This window comes from Ideonella sp., from assembly GCF_041287625.1.
Lineage (GTDB): Bacteria > Pseudomonadota > Gammaproteobacteria > Burkholderiales > Burkholderiaceae_C > Ideonella.
The window spans coordinates 87,189-103,982 of the sequence record NZ_JBGGNH010000027.1 but is presented as its reverse complement, the minus strand read 5'-3'; the positions used below and the strand labels follow the sequence as shown (position 1 = coordinate 103,982).

Annotated in this window: 14 protein-coding genes; 10 read left to right on the top strand and 4 right to left on the bottom strand. The window is 69.8% G+C overall.

What is annotated here, in order from left to right:
* Nucleotides 1-61: 61 nt before the first annotated feature.
* Complete coding sequence (locus ACAH41_RS10420) at nt 62-964, bottom strand: lysophospholipase (RefSeq protein WP_325656173.1); 903 nt, start codon at nt 962-964, stop codon at nt 62-64.
* A 216-nt stretch (nt 965-1,180) separates the two neighbouring features.
* Here ACAH41_RS10420 and ACAH41_RS10415 point away from each other — a divergent pair, with 216 nt between their 5' ends.
* Entirely contained in the window at nt 1,181-1,843 is a 663-nt protein-coding gene (locus tag ACAH41_RS10415; RefSeq protein ID WP_325656171.1) for a porin family protein, read from the top strand.
* 27 nt (nt 1,844-1,870) lie between these two features.
* Here the strand turns inward: ACAH41_RS10415 and metW are convergent, their stop codons facing one another.
* Nucleotides 1,871-2,452 carry a methionine biosynthesis protein MetW gene (gene metW / locus ACAH41_RS10410; RefSeq protein ID WP_325656168.1) on the bottom strand — a complete coding sequence of 194 codons (582 nt, stop codon included), beginning with the start codon at nt 2,450-2,452 and terminating at the stop codon, nt 1,871-1,873.
* A 108-nt stretch (nt 2,453-2,560) separates the two neighbouring features.
* Nucleotides 2,561-3,691 (bottom strand): homoserine O-acetyltransferase, encoded by a 1,131-nt coding sequence (locus tag ACAH41_RS10405; protein WP_325656167.1) that lies wholly within the window; start codon nt 3,689-3,691, stop codon nt 2,561-2,563.
* Between the two features lie 253 nt (nt 3,692-3,944).
* Between ACAH41_RS10405 and ACAH41_RS10400 the strand changes: the two genes are divergently transcribed.
* The 9 genes from ACAH41_RS10400 to trxC all read left to right on the top strand — a co-directional run bounded on the left by ACAH41_RS10400 (nt 3,945) and on the right by trxC (nt 14,575).
* On the top strand, nt 3,945-4,919 hold the full coding sequence (locus ACAH41_RS10400; protein ID WP_325656165.1) for an HlyD family efflux transporter periplasmic adaptor subunit: 975 nt from the start codon (nt 3,945-3,947) through the stop codon (nt 4,917-4,919).
* Nucleotides 4,916-5,890, top strand: a complete 975-nt coding sequence (locus tag ACAH41_RS10395; RefSeq protein WP_325656163.1) for an ABC transporter ATP-binding protein — start codon at nt 4,916-4,918, stop codon at nt 5,888-5,890. The genes ACAH41_RS10400 and ACAH41_RS10395 overlap by 4 nt, the downstream gene beginning before the upstream one ends.
* Nucleotides 5,887-7,029 (top strand): ABC transporter permease, encoded by a 1,143-nt coding sequence (locus tag ACAH41_RS10390; RefSeq protein ID WP_325656161.1) that lies wholly within the window; start codon nt 5,887-5,889, stop codon nt 7,027-7,029. The genes ACAH41_RS10395 and ACAH41_RS10390 overlap by 4 nt, the downstream gene beginning before the upstream one ends.
* A gap of 81 nt (nt 7,030-7,110) precedes the next feature.
* The gene (locus ACAH41_RS10385) at nt 7,111-7,638 is read left to right on the top strand and encodes an ECF-type sigma factor (RefSeq protein WP_325656159.1); all 528 of its coding nucleotides are present in this window, start codon (nt 7,111-7,113) and stop codon (nt 7,636-7,638) included.
* Between the two features lie 10 nt (nt 7,639-7,648).
* On the top strand, nt 7,649-10,498 hold the full coding sequence (locus ACAH41_RS10380; RefSeq protein ID WP_325656157.1) for a serine/threonine-protein kinase: 2,850 nt from the start codon (nt 7,649-7,651) through the stop codon (nt 10,496-10,498).
* A gap of 144 nt (nt 10,499-10,642) precedes the next feature.
* Nucleotides 10,643-12,643: a serine hydrolase gene (locus ACAH41_RS10375; protein WP_325656155.1), complete on the top strand. Its 2,001-nt coding sequence runs from the start codon at nt 10,643-10,645 to the stop codon at nt 12,641-12,643.
* Nucleotides 12,644-12,955: 312 nt separating this feature from the next.
* Nucleotides 12,956-13,621 (top strand): hypothetical protein, encoded by a 666-nt coding sequence (locus tag ACAH41_RS10370; protein WP_325656153.1) that lies wholly within the window; start codon nt 12,956-12,958, stop codon nt 13,619-13,621.
* A 28-nt stretch (nt 13,622-13,649) separates the two neighbouring features.
* A complete protein-coding gene (locus ACAH41_RS10365) occupies nt 13,650-14,090 on the top strand; it encodes a hypothetical protein (RefSeq protein ID WP_325656152.1) in 441 nt (146 codons plus the stop codon).
* Nucleotides 14,091-14,143: 53 nt separating this feature from the next.
* On the top strand, nt 14,144-14,575 hold the full coding sequence (gene trxC, locus ACAH41_RS10360) for a thioredoxin TrxC (protein ID WP_325656150.1): 432 nt from the start codon (nt 14,144-14,146) through the stop codon (nt 14,573-14,575).
* Between the two features lie 67 nt (nt 14,576-14,642).
* Here the strand turns inward: trxC and ACAH41_RS10355 are convergent, their stop codons facing one another.
* The gene (locus ACAH41_RS10355; protein ID WP_325656148.1) at nt 14,643-16,733 is read right to left on the bottom strand and encodes an acetoacetate--CoA ligase; all 2,091 of its coding nucleotides are present in this window, start codon (nt 16,731-16,733) and stop codon (nt 14,643-14,645) included.
* Nucleotides 16,734-16,794 lie beyond the last annotated feature (61 nt).

Here is a 16,794-nt window from a genome sequence, read left to right as displayed (position 1 = left end):
CCCCATGGGCGCAAGCCTCTCATTTTGCGCCTGCCGAGCCTGCCCGCGCCGCAGCAGTGGCTCAGGCGGCGGCAGCCACCGGTGCCGTGACCGCCGCGCGCTGGTCCACCGCCTGCAGCCAGGCCAGCAACGCGGCGACGACTTGCGCGCGTTCGGGCTCGTTGAAGATCTCGTGCGCCAGGCCTGGCCATTCGCGGGTGCGGACCAGGGCCGGCGCCTGTTGCGCAAAGCGCGCGCTGCCGGCCGGGGCGACGCAGCGGTCCGCGCCAGCCCACATCAGCAGCGTGGGCACGCACCAGCGGGAAGCCAGCGCTTCGACGGCCGGGCCTTGGTCGCGCACGAAACGCGCGAGCCGGCCGCTGATGCGGTCGTGCACCAGCGGGTCGTCGCGGTAGGCCTTGACGACGGCCGGGTCGCGGCAGATCCAGTCGGCGTCCAGGCCGTTGTTGACCGCCAGCGACGGCGAGATGGCGCAGACCAGCGAGACCAGCTTTTTCTGGAACGCGCTCATGCCGCCATCCAGCGCGGGCGACGACAGCACCAGCGCGTCCACCGTGCGCGTCCACGCGGCCGGCCGCGGCTGCAGCGCCTCGGCGACAAAACGCGCGGCGACCAGGCCACCCAGGCTGTGACCGAGCAACACCCGCGGCGCGCCGGCCGGGGCTTCGGCCGAAACCGCGTCCCAGATGCCACCGAGGTCGCTCAGCAAACTGTCGTCTGCCGCGATGCGGCCGAGCGCGCCTTGCGAACGCCCATGGCCGCGCTGGTCATAAGACTGCACCAGCCAACCTTCGCCAGCCAAGGCCTGCGCCACCGCCTGGTAGCGGCCGGCGTGTTCGCCCAGGCCGTGCACGATCAGCAGCTGCCCGCGCGCCTGCCCTGAAGGCAACCAGCGGTAACGCTGCAGGTTCAGGCCGTCGGGGCTGCGCCAGATCGGCGCCAGGAATTCTGGGTTTGCGCTCATCGGGGCAGTCTACGAGTCAACTTGCCATCGGCCCTTGGCGTTCACCCGCACCCGCCAACGTGCCACTTCAGGCTTCTTTACGCCTGGCAACGGAACATCCGGGTTTGCCCGCGGGTCTACCTGACAGCGGTGCCGTGGCGGGCCCTGCACCGAGCCCGCCGCCCTCGCACTGCGCTTCGCAGCCCCGTGGCTGTGCAATACAGAAAGGCATCACACATGACTCGCTTCTTCTCCCGTTCCAACGCCGCAGCCCGCGCTGCGGCTGCCGGTACCGCAGGTGTGGCGGCGGCCCCCCGTTCAGGACAGCCGCAGGTGCTGCGGCTGGTGACGCCGCGCCATGGCCGACGCGCCGCCCAGATCGGCGTCGCGCTGCTGGGCCTTGCGGCGCTGGGCTTTGCCGCCAGTTCGCGCGCCGAAGGGCTTTACCTCGGCGGCAGCCTGGCCGCGCCACAGTGGCACGGGCCGGTCAACGGCAGCGATGGCGACAACCAGGGCGTGGGCGTGAACCTCTACGGCGGCTATTCGTTCACACCGAACTGGTCACTCGAAGCCGGCTACATGAACCTCGGCCGGCTGAAGGGCGACGTGGAAGGCCTCAGCACCTCCGCCAAGGCCCAGGGCGGCTACCTGGATGCCGTCGGCACACTGCCGGTCGGCGAAGGCTTCTCGCTGCTGGGCCGCCTGGGCTATGCCGGCGCGAACCTGAAGACCACCGCGGGCGACGACCACGGCAACGGCCTGAAGCTGGGCGCCGGCGTGCAATACGACCTGAGCAAGCAGGTGGCGCTGCGCGGCGAATGGAACCGCTACCGCTTCGACGCCTTCTCCGACCACCAGGACATCGACCAATACAGCCTGGGCGTGAAGGTCGGGTTCTGAGCACCCCAACCCGGTCCGGCGCGGGCGTTACTTCGAAAACTTGAACACGGCCACGCTGGCGCGCAGGTTGGGCCAGCGCCGCACCACGCGCCCGCCCTGCAGGCCGAAGCTGTCCTCGATGTTCAGCCCGTTCTTTCGCGCCAGCACTTCGAAGTCGGCCAGCGTGCCCACCCGGATGTTCGGCGTGTCGTACCACTCGTAAGGCAGCGCGCGGGTCACCGGCATGCGGCCGCGCATCACGCTGAGCCGGTTGGGCCAGTGCGCGAAGTTCGGGAAGCTGACGATGCCGATGCGGCCCACGCGGGCGGTTTCACGCAGCATGCGCTCGGCATTGCGCAGGTGCTGCAGGGTTTCGAGCTGCAGCACCACGTCGAAGCTGCGGTCGTCGAACAGGTCCAGGCCTTCTTCCAGGTTCAGCTGGATCACGTTGACGCCGCGCTGCGCGCAGGCTAGCACGTTGGCGTCGTCCAGCTCGATGCCATAGCCGGTACAGCCACGGTGCCGTTGCAGATAGGCCAGCAGCTCGCCGGTGCCGCAGCCCAGGTCGAGCACGCGCGCGCCTTCCGGCACCAGGCTGGCGATGACTTCGAGGTCCTTGCGTTCACTCATAGGTTCGGCTCAGGGCGGTGTTGTCCAAGGTTCTGGCGCGGATCCGGCTTTGCCGGTCCGCTGCAAGCGCCCCCGCGGGGGGCAGCGACCGGCAGGGAGCGTGGGGGCTCACAGGACACGCTCGAAATACGCCCGCATCACGCCGTGGTAGCGAGGGTCTTCGAGCAGGAAGGCGTCGTGGCCATGCGGCGCGGCGATCTCGGCGTAGCTCAGGTCCACGCGGTTGTCGACCAGCGCCTTGACGAGTTCGCGCGAGCGGGCCGGCGAAAAGCGCCAGTCGGTCGTGAAGCTGACCAAGAGGAACTTCTTTTCACGCGCCACTGCAAAAGCCCGCGTCAGGTCGCCGGCATGCGCGCGCGCCGGGTCGAAATAGTCCAGCGCGCGGGTGATCAGCAGGTAGGTGTTGGCATCGAAGTAGTCGCTGAACTTGTCGCCCTGGTGGCGCAGGTAGCTCTCGATCTGGAACTCGATGTCCTGCGTGCTGTAGCTGGGCGCGCCATTGCGCAGCTCGCGGCCGAACTTGGCCTCCATCGAGTCGTCGCTCAGGTAGGTGATGTGGCCGATCATGCGGGCCACGCGCAGGCCGCGCTTGGGCACCACGCCGTGGGCGTAGAAGTGCCCGCCGTGGAAGTCCGGATCGGTCACGATGGCGCGCCGCGCCACCTCGTTGAAAGCGATGTTCTGGGCTGAAAGATTCGGCGCCGTGGCCACCGCCACGCAATGGCGCAGCCGCTCCGGGTAGCGCAGCGTCCAGGCAAGCGCCTGCATGCCGCCCAGGCTGCCACCGAGCACCGCCGCCAGCTGCGTGATGCCCAGGTTCGCGATCAAACGCGCCTGCGCGTCCACCCAGTCTTCCACCGTGACGACGGGAAAGTCGGCGCCATAGGGCTGGCCGCTTTTCGCCGGGTTCGGGTCGGTGTGCATCGGCCCGGTCGAGCCGAAGCAGGAGCCGGGGTTGTTGATGCCGATGACAAAGAACTTGTCGGTGTCCAGCGGCTTGCCGGGCCCGATCATGTTGTCCCACCAGCCCTCGCTCTTGGGCTCGCCGGCATGCAGGCCGGCCACGTGGTGCGAGGCATTCAGTGCATGGCAGACCAGCACCGCGTTGCTGCGCGCGGCATTCAGCGTGCCGTAGGTCTCGTAGACCAGCGTGTAGCCGGCCAACTGCGCGCCGCTTTGCAGCGGCAGCGGCTGCTCGAAAAACATCTGCTGCGGTGTGACGACGCCCAGCGAAGCCATGTTGCAAACCCCAAAACAAGAACACCCGGCACCGCACAAGAAGCGGACACCGGGTGACTGTTGGGTCGGGGCGTCCCTCTTTAGCGGCATTTCTTCGGGACGGCCTCTCGGCTTCCCGGCGCCCGCAATCCGGAACAAATCGGCGCCAATGCGTGCAGTTTAACAGCCACCCATCCTGACTTGGCATTGCTGAACCCCCGGCAAATAATGAATGCGCTGCAGCGGCTGCGCGCAGCGGAGGAATGATCGTCACATGAAGCAACTGGATCCGAGGTTCAACGGTGGCGCAGCAGCCCTGCTGCTGTCGCTGGCGGCCTGCCACCAGGCGCCGCCAGCCGGCTGGTCCGGCTACGTGGAAGGTGACTACGTGCTGGTCGCCGCGCCGGTGGCAGGCACGCTGACGAAGCTCGCGGTGCAGCGCGGGCAGACAGTGGCGGCTGGTGCGGCGCTGTTCACGCTGGACGACGTGAGCGCGCGGGCCGCCAACGAAGAGGCCCAGGCCCGCGTGGCTGCCGCGCAGGCCGAGGCCGACAACGGCCGCAGCGGGCAGCGCACGCCGCAGCTGGAGGTGACCCGCGCGCAGCTCGCGCAGGCCGAGGCCGCCGCGCAGCGGGCCGACACCGAGCTGCAGCGCCAGCAGCAGCTGGTGGCACAGAACTTCATCTCGCGCTCACGGCTGGACGACGCGGTGACCGCCGCCCGCCAGGCGCACGATCATGTGGCAGAGCTGCAGGCCGCACTGCGCAGCGGCGAGTTGCCCGCGGCCCGGCCCGAGGAGCTGAAAGCCGCGCAGGCCAACACCGAGGCGGCGAAGCAGGCGCTGGCGCAGGCCGCCTGGCGCGCGCAGCAGGCCCAGCAGAGCGCCCCGGCGGCCGGTCTGGTCGCCGACACCTTCTTCCGCGAAGGCGAGTACGTGCCGGCCGGCCAACCCGTGCTGTCGCTGCTGCCACCGGCGCGCCGCAAGGCGCGCTTCTACGTGCCCGAGGCCGAGCTGGGCGGGTTGCGCGTGGGCCAGGCGGTGAGCCTGGGCTGCGACGGCTGCGGCGCGCCGATTGCCGCAAGCATCAGCTACCTGTCACCGCAGGCCGAATTCACGCCGCCCGTCATCTACTCGAACGCGCAGCGCGCCAGGCTGGTGTTCCTGGTCGAAGCGGTGCCGGCAGCGGCCGATGCGCTGCGGCTGCAGCCGGGGCAGCCGCTGGATGTGAAGTTGAGCAGCGCGCCATGAGCTCAACTGAAACAGGCCTCGCCATCGACGTGCGCGGGCTGACCAAGCGCTACGGCCAACACACCGTCGTCGACCAGATCGACCTGCAGATCCGTCCCGGCCGCATCTGCGGCTTCCTGGGCCCGAATGGCAGCGGCAAGACGACGACCATCCGCATGCTGTGCGGGCTGCTGACGCCGGACGCTGGCGAAGGCCAGTGCCTGGGGCTGGACATCCGGCGCGAGGCGCTGGCAATCAAGCGCCAGGTCGGCTACATGACGCAGCGCTTCGGGCTGTACGAGGACCTGTCGATCCGCGAGAACCTGGACTTCATCGGCCGGCTGTTTGAACTGCCAGACCGCAAGCGCCGGGTGGACGAAGGGCTGGTGCGCCTGGGCCTGGCCAGCCGCCAGCAGCAACTGGCCGGCACGCTATCGGGCGGCTGGAAGCAGCGTCTGGCGCTGGCCGCCTGCCTGCTGCATGAGCCGCGCCTCTTGCTGCTGGACGAACCCACCGCCGGCGTGGACCCGAAGGCACGGCGCGACTTCTGGGACGAGATCCACCGCCTGGCCGCCGAAGGCATCACGGTGCTGGTTTCGACCCACTACATGGACGAGGCCCAGCGCTGCCACGAACTGGTCTACATCGCCTACGGCAAGCTGCTGGCGCGTGGCAGCGAGCGCGAGATCATCGAAGGCGCGAAGCTCACGGTGTGGGCAGTGCAGTCGGACCGCGACGACCCGGCCGCGCTGACGCCGCTGGTCGAGCCCCTGAAGGCTGCGGCAGGCGTGCAGAGCGTGGCCTCGTTCGGCAGCGCGCTGCACGTCGCAAGCCAGGACGAAGCGGCGCTGCGGCAAGCCATCGCGCCGTTCGAGCACCAGCCCGGCCTGCGCTGGGCGCCCGCCGAGGCATCGCTCGAAGACGTGTTCATCAGCCTGATCTCGCAGAGCAGCGACAACTTCGGCGCGGTACCGGCCAAGGCAGGCAAATGAACGCAGGCAAGCGTTTCAGCTTGGCCCGCATGTGGGCCATCTTCCTCAAGGAATTCCAGCAGATGATGCGCGACCGGCCGACCTTCGCGATGGCGGTCGGCGTGCCCATCCTGCAGCTGGTGCTGTTCGGCTACGCGATCAACACCGACCCGAAAGGCCTGCCCACCGCGGTGGTGAGCCAGGACAGCGGGCCGATGTCGCGCAGCCTGCTGGCCGCGCTGCAGAACACCGGCTATTTCAAGGTGACGCATCAACCCGCCAGCGAGGCCGCGGGCGACGCGCTGGTGGCCGACGGCGAGGTGCAGTTCCTGATCGTGATCCCGCCGGACTTCAGCCGCCGCCTGGTGCGTGGCGAGCAGCCGGCGCTGCTGGTCAGCGTGGACGCGACCGACCCCTCAGCTGCCGGCAACGCGCTGGCCGCGCTGTCTCAGCTCGGGGCCACCGCGCTGCGGCGCGAGCTCACAGGCCCGCTGGCGCACTTGCAGCCGGCGCGGGCACCGTTCGAGATGCGCATCCACCGCCGCTACAACCCCGAAGGCCTGTCGCGCTACAACATCGTGCCCGGCCTGATCGGCACCATCCTGACCATGACGATGGTCATGCTGACCGCGCTGGCGATGACGCGTGAACGCGAGCGCGGCACGATGGAAAACCTGCTGGCCACGCCCGTGCGCCCGTTCGAGGTGATGGCCGGCAAGATCCTGCCGTACATCCTGGTGGGCTACATCCAGCTCGGCGTGATCCTCGCCGCGGGCGCGTTCCTCTTCGAGGTGCCGATGGAAGGCAGCTTCACGCTGCTGATGGCGATGATCGGCGTGTTCATGCTGGCCAACCTCGCCGTGGGCTTCACCTTCTCCACGCTGGCGAAAAACCAGATGCAGGCGCTGCAGGCGACCTTCTTTTTCTTCCTCCCGTCGATGCTGCTTTCGGGCTTCATGTTCCCGTTCCGTGGCATGCCGGTCTGGGCCCAGCACCTGGGCGAGCTGCTGCCGCTGACGCACTTCCTGCGCATCGTGCGCGGCATCCTGCTGAAGGGCAACACCGTGGGCCAGGTGCTGCCGGAGTTGTGGCCGCTGCTGGGCTTCCTCGTCGTCGCCGGGACCGTGGCGCTGGCGCGTTACCGGCAGACCCTGGATTGAGGGTCAAAACACCGATCCCAGCCGTCATCACCCGCTGGCATACTCGCCCGGCCCCCTTCCTTCGCCCTCGGAGAGCCCGCGATGATTGCCGCCGAGCCGCCGCCCGCTGACGCCCTGTTCCAGCAGCTCTACCAGGACCTGCGCCGCCTCGCGCGGGCGCGGCTGCGCCGCAGCGAAGACATCACGCTGCTGGACACCACTGCGCTGGTGCACGAGTCCTACCTGCGCATGCAGCAGCAGGAAGACGCGGCGCTGGCCGAGTTGCCGCCGGGGCAGTTCCTGGCCTATGCCTCGCGCAGCATGCGTTTCGTGGTGATCGACTTCGTGCGCCAGCGGCATGCCGAGCGGCGCGGCGGCGGACAGTTCCAGGTCACGCTGAACACCGAGATCGGCGACTCGCTGGCGGTGGACGACACCGAGGTGCTGCGCATCCACGAGGCGCTGGAAGAGCTGGCGCAGGTGGACGAGCGGCTGGCGCGCATCGTCGACATGCGCTGCTTCGGCGGGCTGGACGAGGCCACCATCGCCGAAGCGCTGGGCATCACCGATCGCACCGTGCGGCGCGACTGGCAGAAGGCCAGGCTGATGCTGAAGGCCGCGCTGGCCTGACCCGTCGGACATGCCGCTGCCCGCAGCCGACCTGACACGGCTCTCCCGCCTGCTGGACGAGGCCCTGCCGCTGGACGAAGCCGGCCGCGAGGCGTGGCTGCAGAACCTGCCGCCGGAAGACGCCGACCTGCGCCCGCTGCTGGCCGAATTGCTGGCGGACGACGCTGCGCCGCTGTCGCGCGCAGCGGTGGCGCCGGGGCCGATCTCGTTGCTGGACCGCCTGCCCGCGATGGCCGCCAACGCTGCGCGCCAGGCGCTGGGCCAGCCGGCCAACGCAAGCAACAGCCGCGTCGGCCCCTACGGCCTGCTGCGCCGCATTGGCGAAGGCGGCATGGGCGAGGTCTGGCTCGCCGAGCGGGTGGACGGCGGGCTGCAGCGCGAGGTCGCGTTGAAGCTGCCGGCGCGCCCGGCCGGCGCCGACCCGCAGCGCCTCGCACGCCGCTTCGAGCGCGAGCGCGACATCCTCGCGGCGCTGGAGCACCCGCACATCGCGCGCCTGTACGACGCCGGCATCGCCCCCGACGGCCAGCCTTACCTGGCGATGGAATATGTGGACGGCCAGCCGCTGACCGCCTGGGCCGAACAGCAGGCGCTGCCGCTGCGCGCACGCATCGAGCTGTTCCTGCAGGTGCTGCAGGCGGTGCAGCATGCGCACTCGCAGCTGGTGGTGCACCGGGACCTGAAGCCGTCCAACATCTTCGTCAACCGCGAGGGCCAGGTGCGGCTGCTGGACTTCGGCATTGCCACCTTGCTGGCCGACGAAGCCGAGCCCGGCCATGGCCCGGCCACCGAATGGGCCAACGCACCGATGACGCCAAACTACGCCTCGCCGGAGCAGATCGCCGGCGAGCCGCTGGGTACCGCGTCGGACGTGTATTCGCTGGGCGTGGTGCTGTGCGAGCTGCTCAGCGGCCAGCGGCCTTACCGCCTGGCGCGCGCCAGCCGCGGCGCGCTGGAAGACGCCATCCTGCACACTGAACCCAGCCGGCCCAGCCAGCTGGTGGGGGCCGAGCAGCCGCTGCTGCGGCGCGAGCTGCGCGGCGACCTGGACACCATCGCGCTGAAGGCCTTGCGCAAGGCGCCGGCCGAGCGTTATGTCTCGGCCGAAGCCTTCGAGCAGGACCTGCGGCGCTGGCTGCGCCACGAGCCGGTGCTGGCCCACCCCAGCCACTGGACCTACCGCACGCGCAAGTTCATGCGCCGCCATGCACTGCCGGTGGCCGCCGGTGCGGTCGCCACGCTGAGCCTGGCCGTGGGCCTGGGCATGGCGCTGCACCAGGCCGAGGCCGCGCGCCGCCAGGCCCAGCGCACGCTGGCCGTGCAGGACTTCCTGATCGGCCTGTTCAACGAAGCCGACCCGGCGCACGCGCAGGGCCGCGAGCTGTCGGCGCACGACCTGCTGGCGCGTGGCGAGCGCGAGCTGACGCGGCTGGCCGCCGAGCCCGACCTGTCGGCCCAGCTCGGCGGCGTGTTGATGACGCTGTACCGCAAGCTGGGCGACGGCGTGCGCGCGCTGCCGCTGGCCGAGCAGCAGGTGGCCTGGGCGCTGCAGCAGCAAGGCGCCGGCAGCCTGGCCCACGGGGATGCCTTGATGGCGCTGGCCAGCATCCACACGATGCTGGGCCACCACGAGCGGGCCATGACCACGCTGGCCGGGGCCGATGCGGTGCTGGCGCGCCACGGCGAAGCACGCGCCGAGGCCAGGCTGGCGCTGGCCATGATGAAGGCCGACAACCTGCAGGCGCTGCAACGCCCCACCGACGCGCTGAAGCTGGTGCAGCTCACGCTGCAACAACTGGTGGCCCGGGATGGCGCACAGAGCTGGCCGGTGATCCGCGCGAAGGTCCAGGAAGCCACCTTGCTGGCGGCCACAGGCGAGACGGCCCCGAGCCGGCAATTGCTGGAAGAGCTGGCGCCGCTGCTGGCGCGCGACTGGCCCGAGCAAGGCCTGGAGGCCACCGAGCTGCGGGCCGACGTGGGCTACGCGCTGTGGCAGCTGCGCGAGTTCGAGGCCAGCGGCGAGCTGCTGCGGCGCTCGATCACCGAGCTGGAGCGGCTGGCCGGGCCGCGCAATGCCGGCACCATCCAGGCCAGCCGCACGCTGGGCATGCTCTACATGGACAGTGGCCAATACGCACGCGCTGCCGAGGTGCTGCGCAGCAACGTCGCCCGCTCCCGCACTTTCTACGGGCCAGGTGACAGCGAGACGGCGCTGAACCTGTCCTTCCTGGTGCTGCCGCTGTACCGCACCAATGACGTGGCCGGCGCGCTGGTGGCCGCGCGCGAGGCCTGGCGACTGGTCGGCGCCGGGCCCGGCACGCTGTCGGTCTCGGAACAGCGCGGGGTGCGGCGCCGCTTCGCAGGTGCGCTGCTGGCCGCCGGCCAGACACCCCAGGCGCTGGCCGAATTTGCCACGCTGGCGGACGACGAGCGCGCCGCCGGTGGCCTGGACACCCGCCATGCCACCACCTTGCTGCTGCAGGCCGGCGCGCTGAACACCGTGGGCCAGCCGCGCGAAGCGTTGGCCAGCGCCCAGGCCGGCGCCGCGCTGTTCGGCCGCAGTGACAACGCGATCGGCCGCCTCGGCCGCGCCAAGTGCCTGCTGATGCAGACGCTGGCCCTGGTGACGCTGCAAAGGCCGGACGAGGCCGCGCAAAGCCTGGCCGAGGCCGAGCGCCTGTTCAGCGCCGAACTGCCGGCCGAGCATCCGGACCGCCAGCTGCTGCCCTGGGTCCGGTCCACCTTGCTGCAGGCCAGCGGCCAGGCAGCGGCCGCAGAGGCGATGCGCAACCAGGCCCGCGCGCGCTACACCGAGCGCTCCGGCGGCACCTTGCCGGAGCGGCCAAGCTACGTGTTCTGAAGCGGCTCTGAAAATACTTTCGGAAATCCCCCCATCGGAGGGAGACAGCGCGTGTCCGGTTTCGTCCCGGCAGTGCGAATTGATAGGTAAGCACCTCAACAAACACCGGTGCTGACGCATTGATTCACACCCTCGGAGATCAACATGAAGACCCGCAAGACCGCCCGCCAGCACCTGACCCACTCGGCACTGGCCGCCCTCGCCACCGTTGCGACGATGACCGCACTGGCCGCTGCTTCCAGCGCCCACGCACAAGACCTCTCGGCCCAGGCCGACATGATGGTCGCCCAGGACGAAGCCTTGTCGGCCGGCGCCAACCCGACCCCGCAGATCCTCGACACCACGTCGATGACCGATGACCACTCGGTCAACGTGCCGACCGGCTGGTGGACGTACACCAACGTCAGCGCCTCCACCATCGGCACCTACCTGTCGCAGAACAACGCCCGCCTGACCGAAGTCAAGGTCTATGGCGTGAGCAACGGCACGCCGACCTTCAGCGTGCGCATGGTGGCCAACAGCGGCGCCTACGCCGTGCCCGGCTGGTGGTGGTACTACGGCCTGACATCGGCCGACGTGACCGCCAAGGTGAATGCCAACACCGCGCGCCTGATCGACCTGCAGCCTTACGACGCCGGCGGCGGCACGATCCGCTACGCGGCAGTGATGGTCTCCAACACCGGCGGCGCGGCGCGCGCCTGGAGCTACCTGATGGGGGCCAGCACTTCGCAGATCAGCACCCAGATCACCAACAGCGGCCACCGCCTGATCGACCTGGACAGCTACGTCGAAGGCGGCGTGAAGAAGTACAGCGCAGTGTTCGTGGCCAACACCGGCGCCGACGCCAAGTCCTGGCAGTGGTTCTACGGCCAGACGCCCGCCAGCATTGCCAGCAAGGTTTCAGCCTTCCAGGGCCGCATCGTCAAGCTGGACCGCGCCAGCGACGGCACCTACAACATGATCCAGGTGAAGAACACCGGCAGCGACGCTTCCGCCTGGTGGTACCAGTACGGCTTCGCCTCGATGGCCGACATGAACAACTACGCGCTGCAGCTGGCCTCGCGCCCGGTCGACATCACCACCTACGTGGATGCCAACGGCGCCCGCCGCTACGACGCGGCCTTCATCGACAACGCCAACACCAGCACCCGCCGCATGCGCGGCGAGTTCGCCCCCACCTTCCTGGACGCCAACGGCAATCCGACCAAGGGCATCTTCGAGGCCTATCTGAAGGAAGTCAGCGGCAGCGTCAAGGTGGACCTCAACGGCAGCCGCCGCGCCGAAACCGCCAGTTCGTTCAAGTCGGTGCACCTGCTGCACTCGATGCGGCAAGTGGCCGCCGGCGCGGACACGCTGGCCTCGGCCTTCAGCTACTACGAGTACGACCCGGTCAAGGGCAAGGACGCCTGCCCGAACCCGGCGCTGGAAACCGCCGCCAACCTGCGCACCAACTACAACTTCGAGACCGGCCTGGACCAGATGATGGCCATTTCGGACAACCGCACCACGCGTGGCACGGTGATCCGTTACGGCGGCTTCACGCCCTTCAACAACACCGCTGCGGCAACTGGCCTGACGGGCACCACGCTGCGCCACAACATCGGCTGCGGCTACAAGAACCTCAACACCGGCAAGTACGACCCGACCAACATGCGCAACGACACCACGGCCAGCAACCTGGCGCGCATCTATGAAGGCGTGTGGAACAGCACGCTGCTGAGCAACAACTTCAACGCCCGCACCGAGTTCCTGGAATCGGCCAACCCGTCGGCCGGCTCGGACCCCGCACTGCAAACGCTGATCAACGAAGAAGCGGCGGCGCTGGGCAAGTCGGCGATCGCGTCCAGCTTCGGCGCCAACATCAAGCGCTGGGGCAAGGGCGGCAGCTACGGCACCTGCCTGCCGGACGCCAACGGCGGCTGCGGCCAGAAGGTCACGATCCGTTCCGGCACCGGCCTGATCAGCCTGCCGTTCAAGAGCGGCGGCGTGATCGCACCGAAGGTCTACAGCTTCGCCCGCCTGATCTCGGATGTGCCGGTCTCCTGCTGGAGCTGCACCGAAGAAACCAACTACGTCAACGCCTACAACGACGCGTCGACCGAGCTGTACCGCGATGAAGTGCGCGCTGCGCTGAAGACCTGGTAAGCAGGCTTCGCTCCCTCCCTGGCGGCCATGGGTCGCCTCCTTCAAGCCGGTCCGTGCAAGCGGGCCGGCTTTTTCGATGGCGAAGCGCGATCGTCCAGTCCTGCCGCACCGGCCTGGCCCCGAGATGCCGCCTCTGACGCGGCGCTGACGCCAGATTCAGCAAATTGGCAGCAAAAGCGCGACACCGGGGCCGGTGGCTCTGCGGTGGTGCCGGGAAAATGTGATGGAATGACCCTTCGGGCACGACAGCCCACCGCCAGGGTGCGCGCGTCGGCCATGTCAACAACCAATGGGGTGGCGCGTGTGGGCTTGATGGCAGATGTTCCCGCCTGGTACTGGCAAGTGTTGGGCGCAATTTGCGGCCTGGGACTGGGCCTGGTGCTGGGTGCGCTGCACAAGCGCAGAAACAGCAAGGGCAATGCCGCCAATGCGCCTCGCGCACAGACCGTCGGGCCGTCCAGCACGGTGCCGTTGCCGGCTCGGCCCAGTCGCCCGCCCGGCGCCACCGGCCTGCCCTCAGCCGCCACCGCCGCCCAGCCCGCCGCCGCGGAGGCCGGCCCTTCCCAGCGCCTGCTGGAAAAGCTGCGCGAAACCAACCTCGACCTGAACGCCAAGCTGCGCGCCTCGACCGACCAGCACGCACGCGACATCCTGGAGCGCAGCCAGGCCCAGCAATCCGACCAGATGCGCCACGAGCGCCAGCTGGAAGAATTGCGCCAGGCCCATTCGTCCGAACTCTCGCACCTGATGACCGCCATGGTTGAGCAGGTCGACGCGATGCAGCGCGAGCATGCTGCCCAGGTGCACACGCTGGAAGGCGAGATCGAGCGCCTGAAGCGCGCCTCTCAGACCAGCGCCGAGGCCGCCGCCTCCGAAGCCCTGACCCGCCCGGTGACGATGACCATGGGCGGCGACATGCGGCCACTGCCAGCGGCCCCACCCGGCCCGCCCACGCGCCCGCGTTCCTCTTCGCACTGAGGCAGCCGCCGCTGCCGCTCGCGCCCGCATGTTGCTGACTTCGCCCGCCCTGATCCACGCCGCCTGGCTGCTGGCCGGGCTGGTCCTGGGCCTGGTGCTGGGCTGGCGCCTGGGCCCTGGCCGGCACCCCAAGGCCGCTTCGCAGTTGGCCACCGCGCTGCGCAACGAAGCCGGCCTGAAGCGCGACGTGGAGCGCATGCGTGAGCTGCAGACCGAATTGCGCGGCCGGCTGGCCGATGCCACCGCCCGCCACAGCCAGCAGCTCGAACAGCTGAAAACCATCCACGCCGCGGCCATGGCCCAGGCCGACGAAGAACTCAAGCGGGCGCAGACCAAGCTGCTGCACCTGATCGACGCGGTCGAACAGGGCCAGCCGATGTTGCCCAGCGCGTTTCAGAGCACCCAGTTCGAGGACCCGCCTGCCTCCGCGGCGGCGCCCACCACGGCAGTGCGCCCGCCGCAGTCCTGAGGCACAAGGCCTTGGCGGCTTGAAATCCGCCGGCCCGGCCTCACGATCAGGCCATGGACACCGAAGCCCGCACCCTGCTCGCCTGCCCGCACTGCGGCGCCACCAACCGCGTGCCCAGCGCACGCCTGGCCGAAGACCCGGTCTGCGGCCGCTGCGGCACGGCACTGGCCGATGGCCACCCCGTCACCCTCACCGACGCCAATTTCGACGCCTTCGTGCGCGCCAGCGGCCTGCCGGTGGTGGTCGACTTCTGGGCCGAATGGTGCGGCCCATGCCGCATGATGGCGCCACAGTTCGAGCAGGCCGCCGCCCAGCTCAAGGGCAAGGTGGTGTTCGCCAAGGTCAACAGCGACGAAAACCCGCAAGTCTCCAGCCGCTACGGCATCCGCAGCATTCCCACGCTGCTCAAGCTGCAGGGCGGCCAGGAAGTAGCGCGCCAATCCGGTGCGCGGCCGGCCGCGGCGATTGCCCAGTTCGCGGGCTGAGAAGGCCCACCTTCCCGTTCGGGCTGAGCCAAACCGTTCGGGCTGAGCTTGTCGAAGCCCTTGCCTGTCAGCCCGCTCGCTGCCTCGCGTACGCCACGAACCACCCCACCGCGTCGGCGTTCGCCATCGCGTCCGGGTTCAGCACCTTCTCTGCCGCCTCGCCCAACAGCAGCTTCTTGACCGGCAGCTCCATCTTCTTGCCCGACAGCGTGCGCGGCACGGCCGGCACCTGCAGCACCACGTCCGGCACGTGGCGGGGCGACAGCGCCTGGCGGATGCCGGCCTTCAGCCGCGCGACCAGCGGCTCGTCCAGCGCCAGCCCTTCGCGCAACACCACGAACAGCGGCATGAACGACGGCCGGCCCAGGTATTCGAGGTCCACCACCAGGCTGTCCAGCACCTCGGGCTCGGCCTCGACCGCGCGGTACAGCTCGGCCGTGCCCATGCGGATGCCGTGGCGGTTGATGGTCGCGTCGCTGCGGCCGTAGATGATGGCGCCGGTCGCACCCATGTCCGGGTGCGGCACGAGGCGCAACCAGTCGCCATGGCGCCAGACGCCGGGGTAGGTGTCGAAGTAGCTGTCGTACAGCCGGCGCCCTTGCGGCCCCGGCGGCTGGTCGCCCCAGAAGTACAGCGGCATGGACGGCATCGGCGCGGTGCAGACCAGCTCGCCAACCTCGTCGATCAGCGGCCGGCCCCGGCCCTGTGCATCGGGCTCGCTGAAGGCCTGCACTGCGGCGCCGAGGCAGCGGCACTGCATCTCGCCGGCGACCACCGGCAGTGCGGGCGTGCCGGCCAGGAAGGCGCCGGCGAAGTCGGTGCCGCCGGAGATGCACGAGATCCAGATTGGCCGACCGCCAGGCTTGGGCAACTGCTGCCAGATCCACTCGTAGCACTCCGGCGCGAGCGGCGAGCCGGTCGAGCCGACCGCGCGCAGGCGGTGCAGGTCGGCCATCTGCTGCGGCGCCACGCCAGCCTTCAGGCAAGCGGCATAGAACGCCGCGCCGGCACCGAAGAAGGTGCAGCTGGCCAGGCCGGCAAAGCGCCACAGCGTGGACCAATCCGGCGCGCCCGAGTGCCCATTGGCGGGGCACGCCGGCGAGCCGTCGAACAGGCAGACGGTGGTGCCGCTGAGCAGGCCGGCAACCTGGCTGTTCCACATGATCCAGCCGGTGCTGCTGTACCAGTGGAAACGGTCGCCGGTCTGCGCGCTGGGGCCGAGGTCGTTGTGCAGCCCGCCCATCTTCAGCGCCTCCAGCACCACGCCGCCATGGCCATGCACGATGGGCTTGGGCAGCCCTGTCGTGCCGCTGGAATAGACGATCCACAGCGGGTGGTCGAAGGGCAGCCAGGCGGGCGCCAGCGGCGCAGGCGCATCGGCCTCACCGGGCAGCGGCGCGTCCGACACCAGCGCCGAAAAGGCAAAGCGCGGGCAGTCGACGGGAAGCGCCTCCGTGCTCAGGCCCAGCACATCCACGTCCACCCGCAGCTTCAGGCTGGGCAGCGACGCCTGCAGCTGCGCGACCAGCGCACGCCGGTCGTGCGCCTGGCCGCCGTGGCGGTAGCCGTCGCATGCGATGAGTGCCACAGGCCCGATCTGGCGCCAGCGGTCCAGCACCGCCACCGGCCCCATGTCCGGCGAGCAGACCGACCACACCGCGCCCAGGCTGGCACATGCCAGAAAGGCCACCATGGTTTCGGGCCGGTTCGACAGCAGCGCCGCAACCCGGTCGCCGCGCTGCACACCCAGCGCCTGCAGCCGCGCGGCCAGCAGGCCGACCTGGCGCCGCAGCGCAGGCCAGTCCAGCTGGCGCAGCTCGCCGCGCGCCAAGCCCGGCTCGTCGGTCCACACGATGGCCGGATGGCCGGCGGCGTGTGCCGCGTCTGCATGCCGCAGCACCTGCTGCGCATAGTTGACCTGGGCGCCGGGAAACCACTGCGCGCCCGGCATGCAGCGCTCGGCCAGCACGCAGCGGTGTGGCGTGGGCGACGCCAGGTCGAAGTACTCCCACACCGCCTGCCAAAAATTCTCCAGCTCGTCGACCGACCACTGCCACAGCGCGTCGTAGCTGGCGAAACGCCGCCCGCTGCGCGCCTCCAGCCAGCGCTCGAAACGAATCAACTGAGGTTCCGGCAGGGCAGCGGCATCACGTGTCATGCCGGCAGACTAGGCAGCTTTGCTGCACCGCGCCATCCGGGCTGCCCCGGGGCCTGAAAAC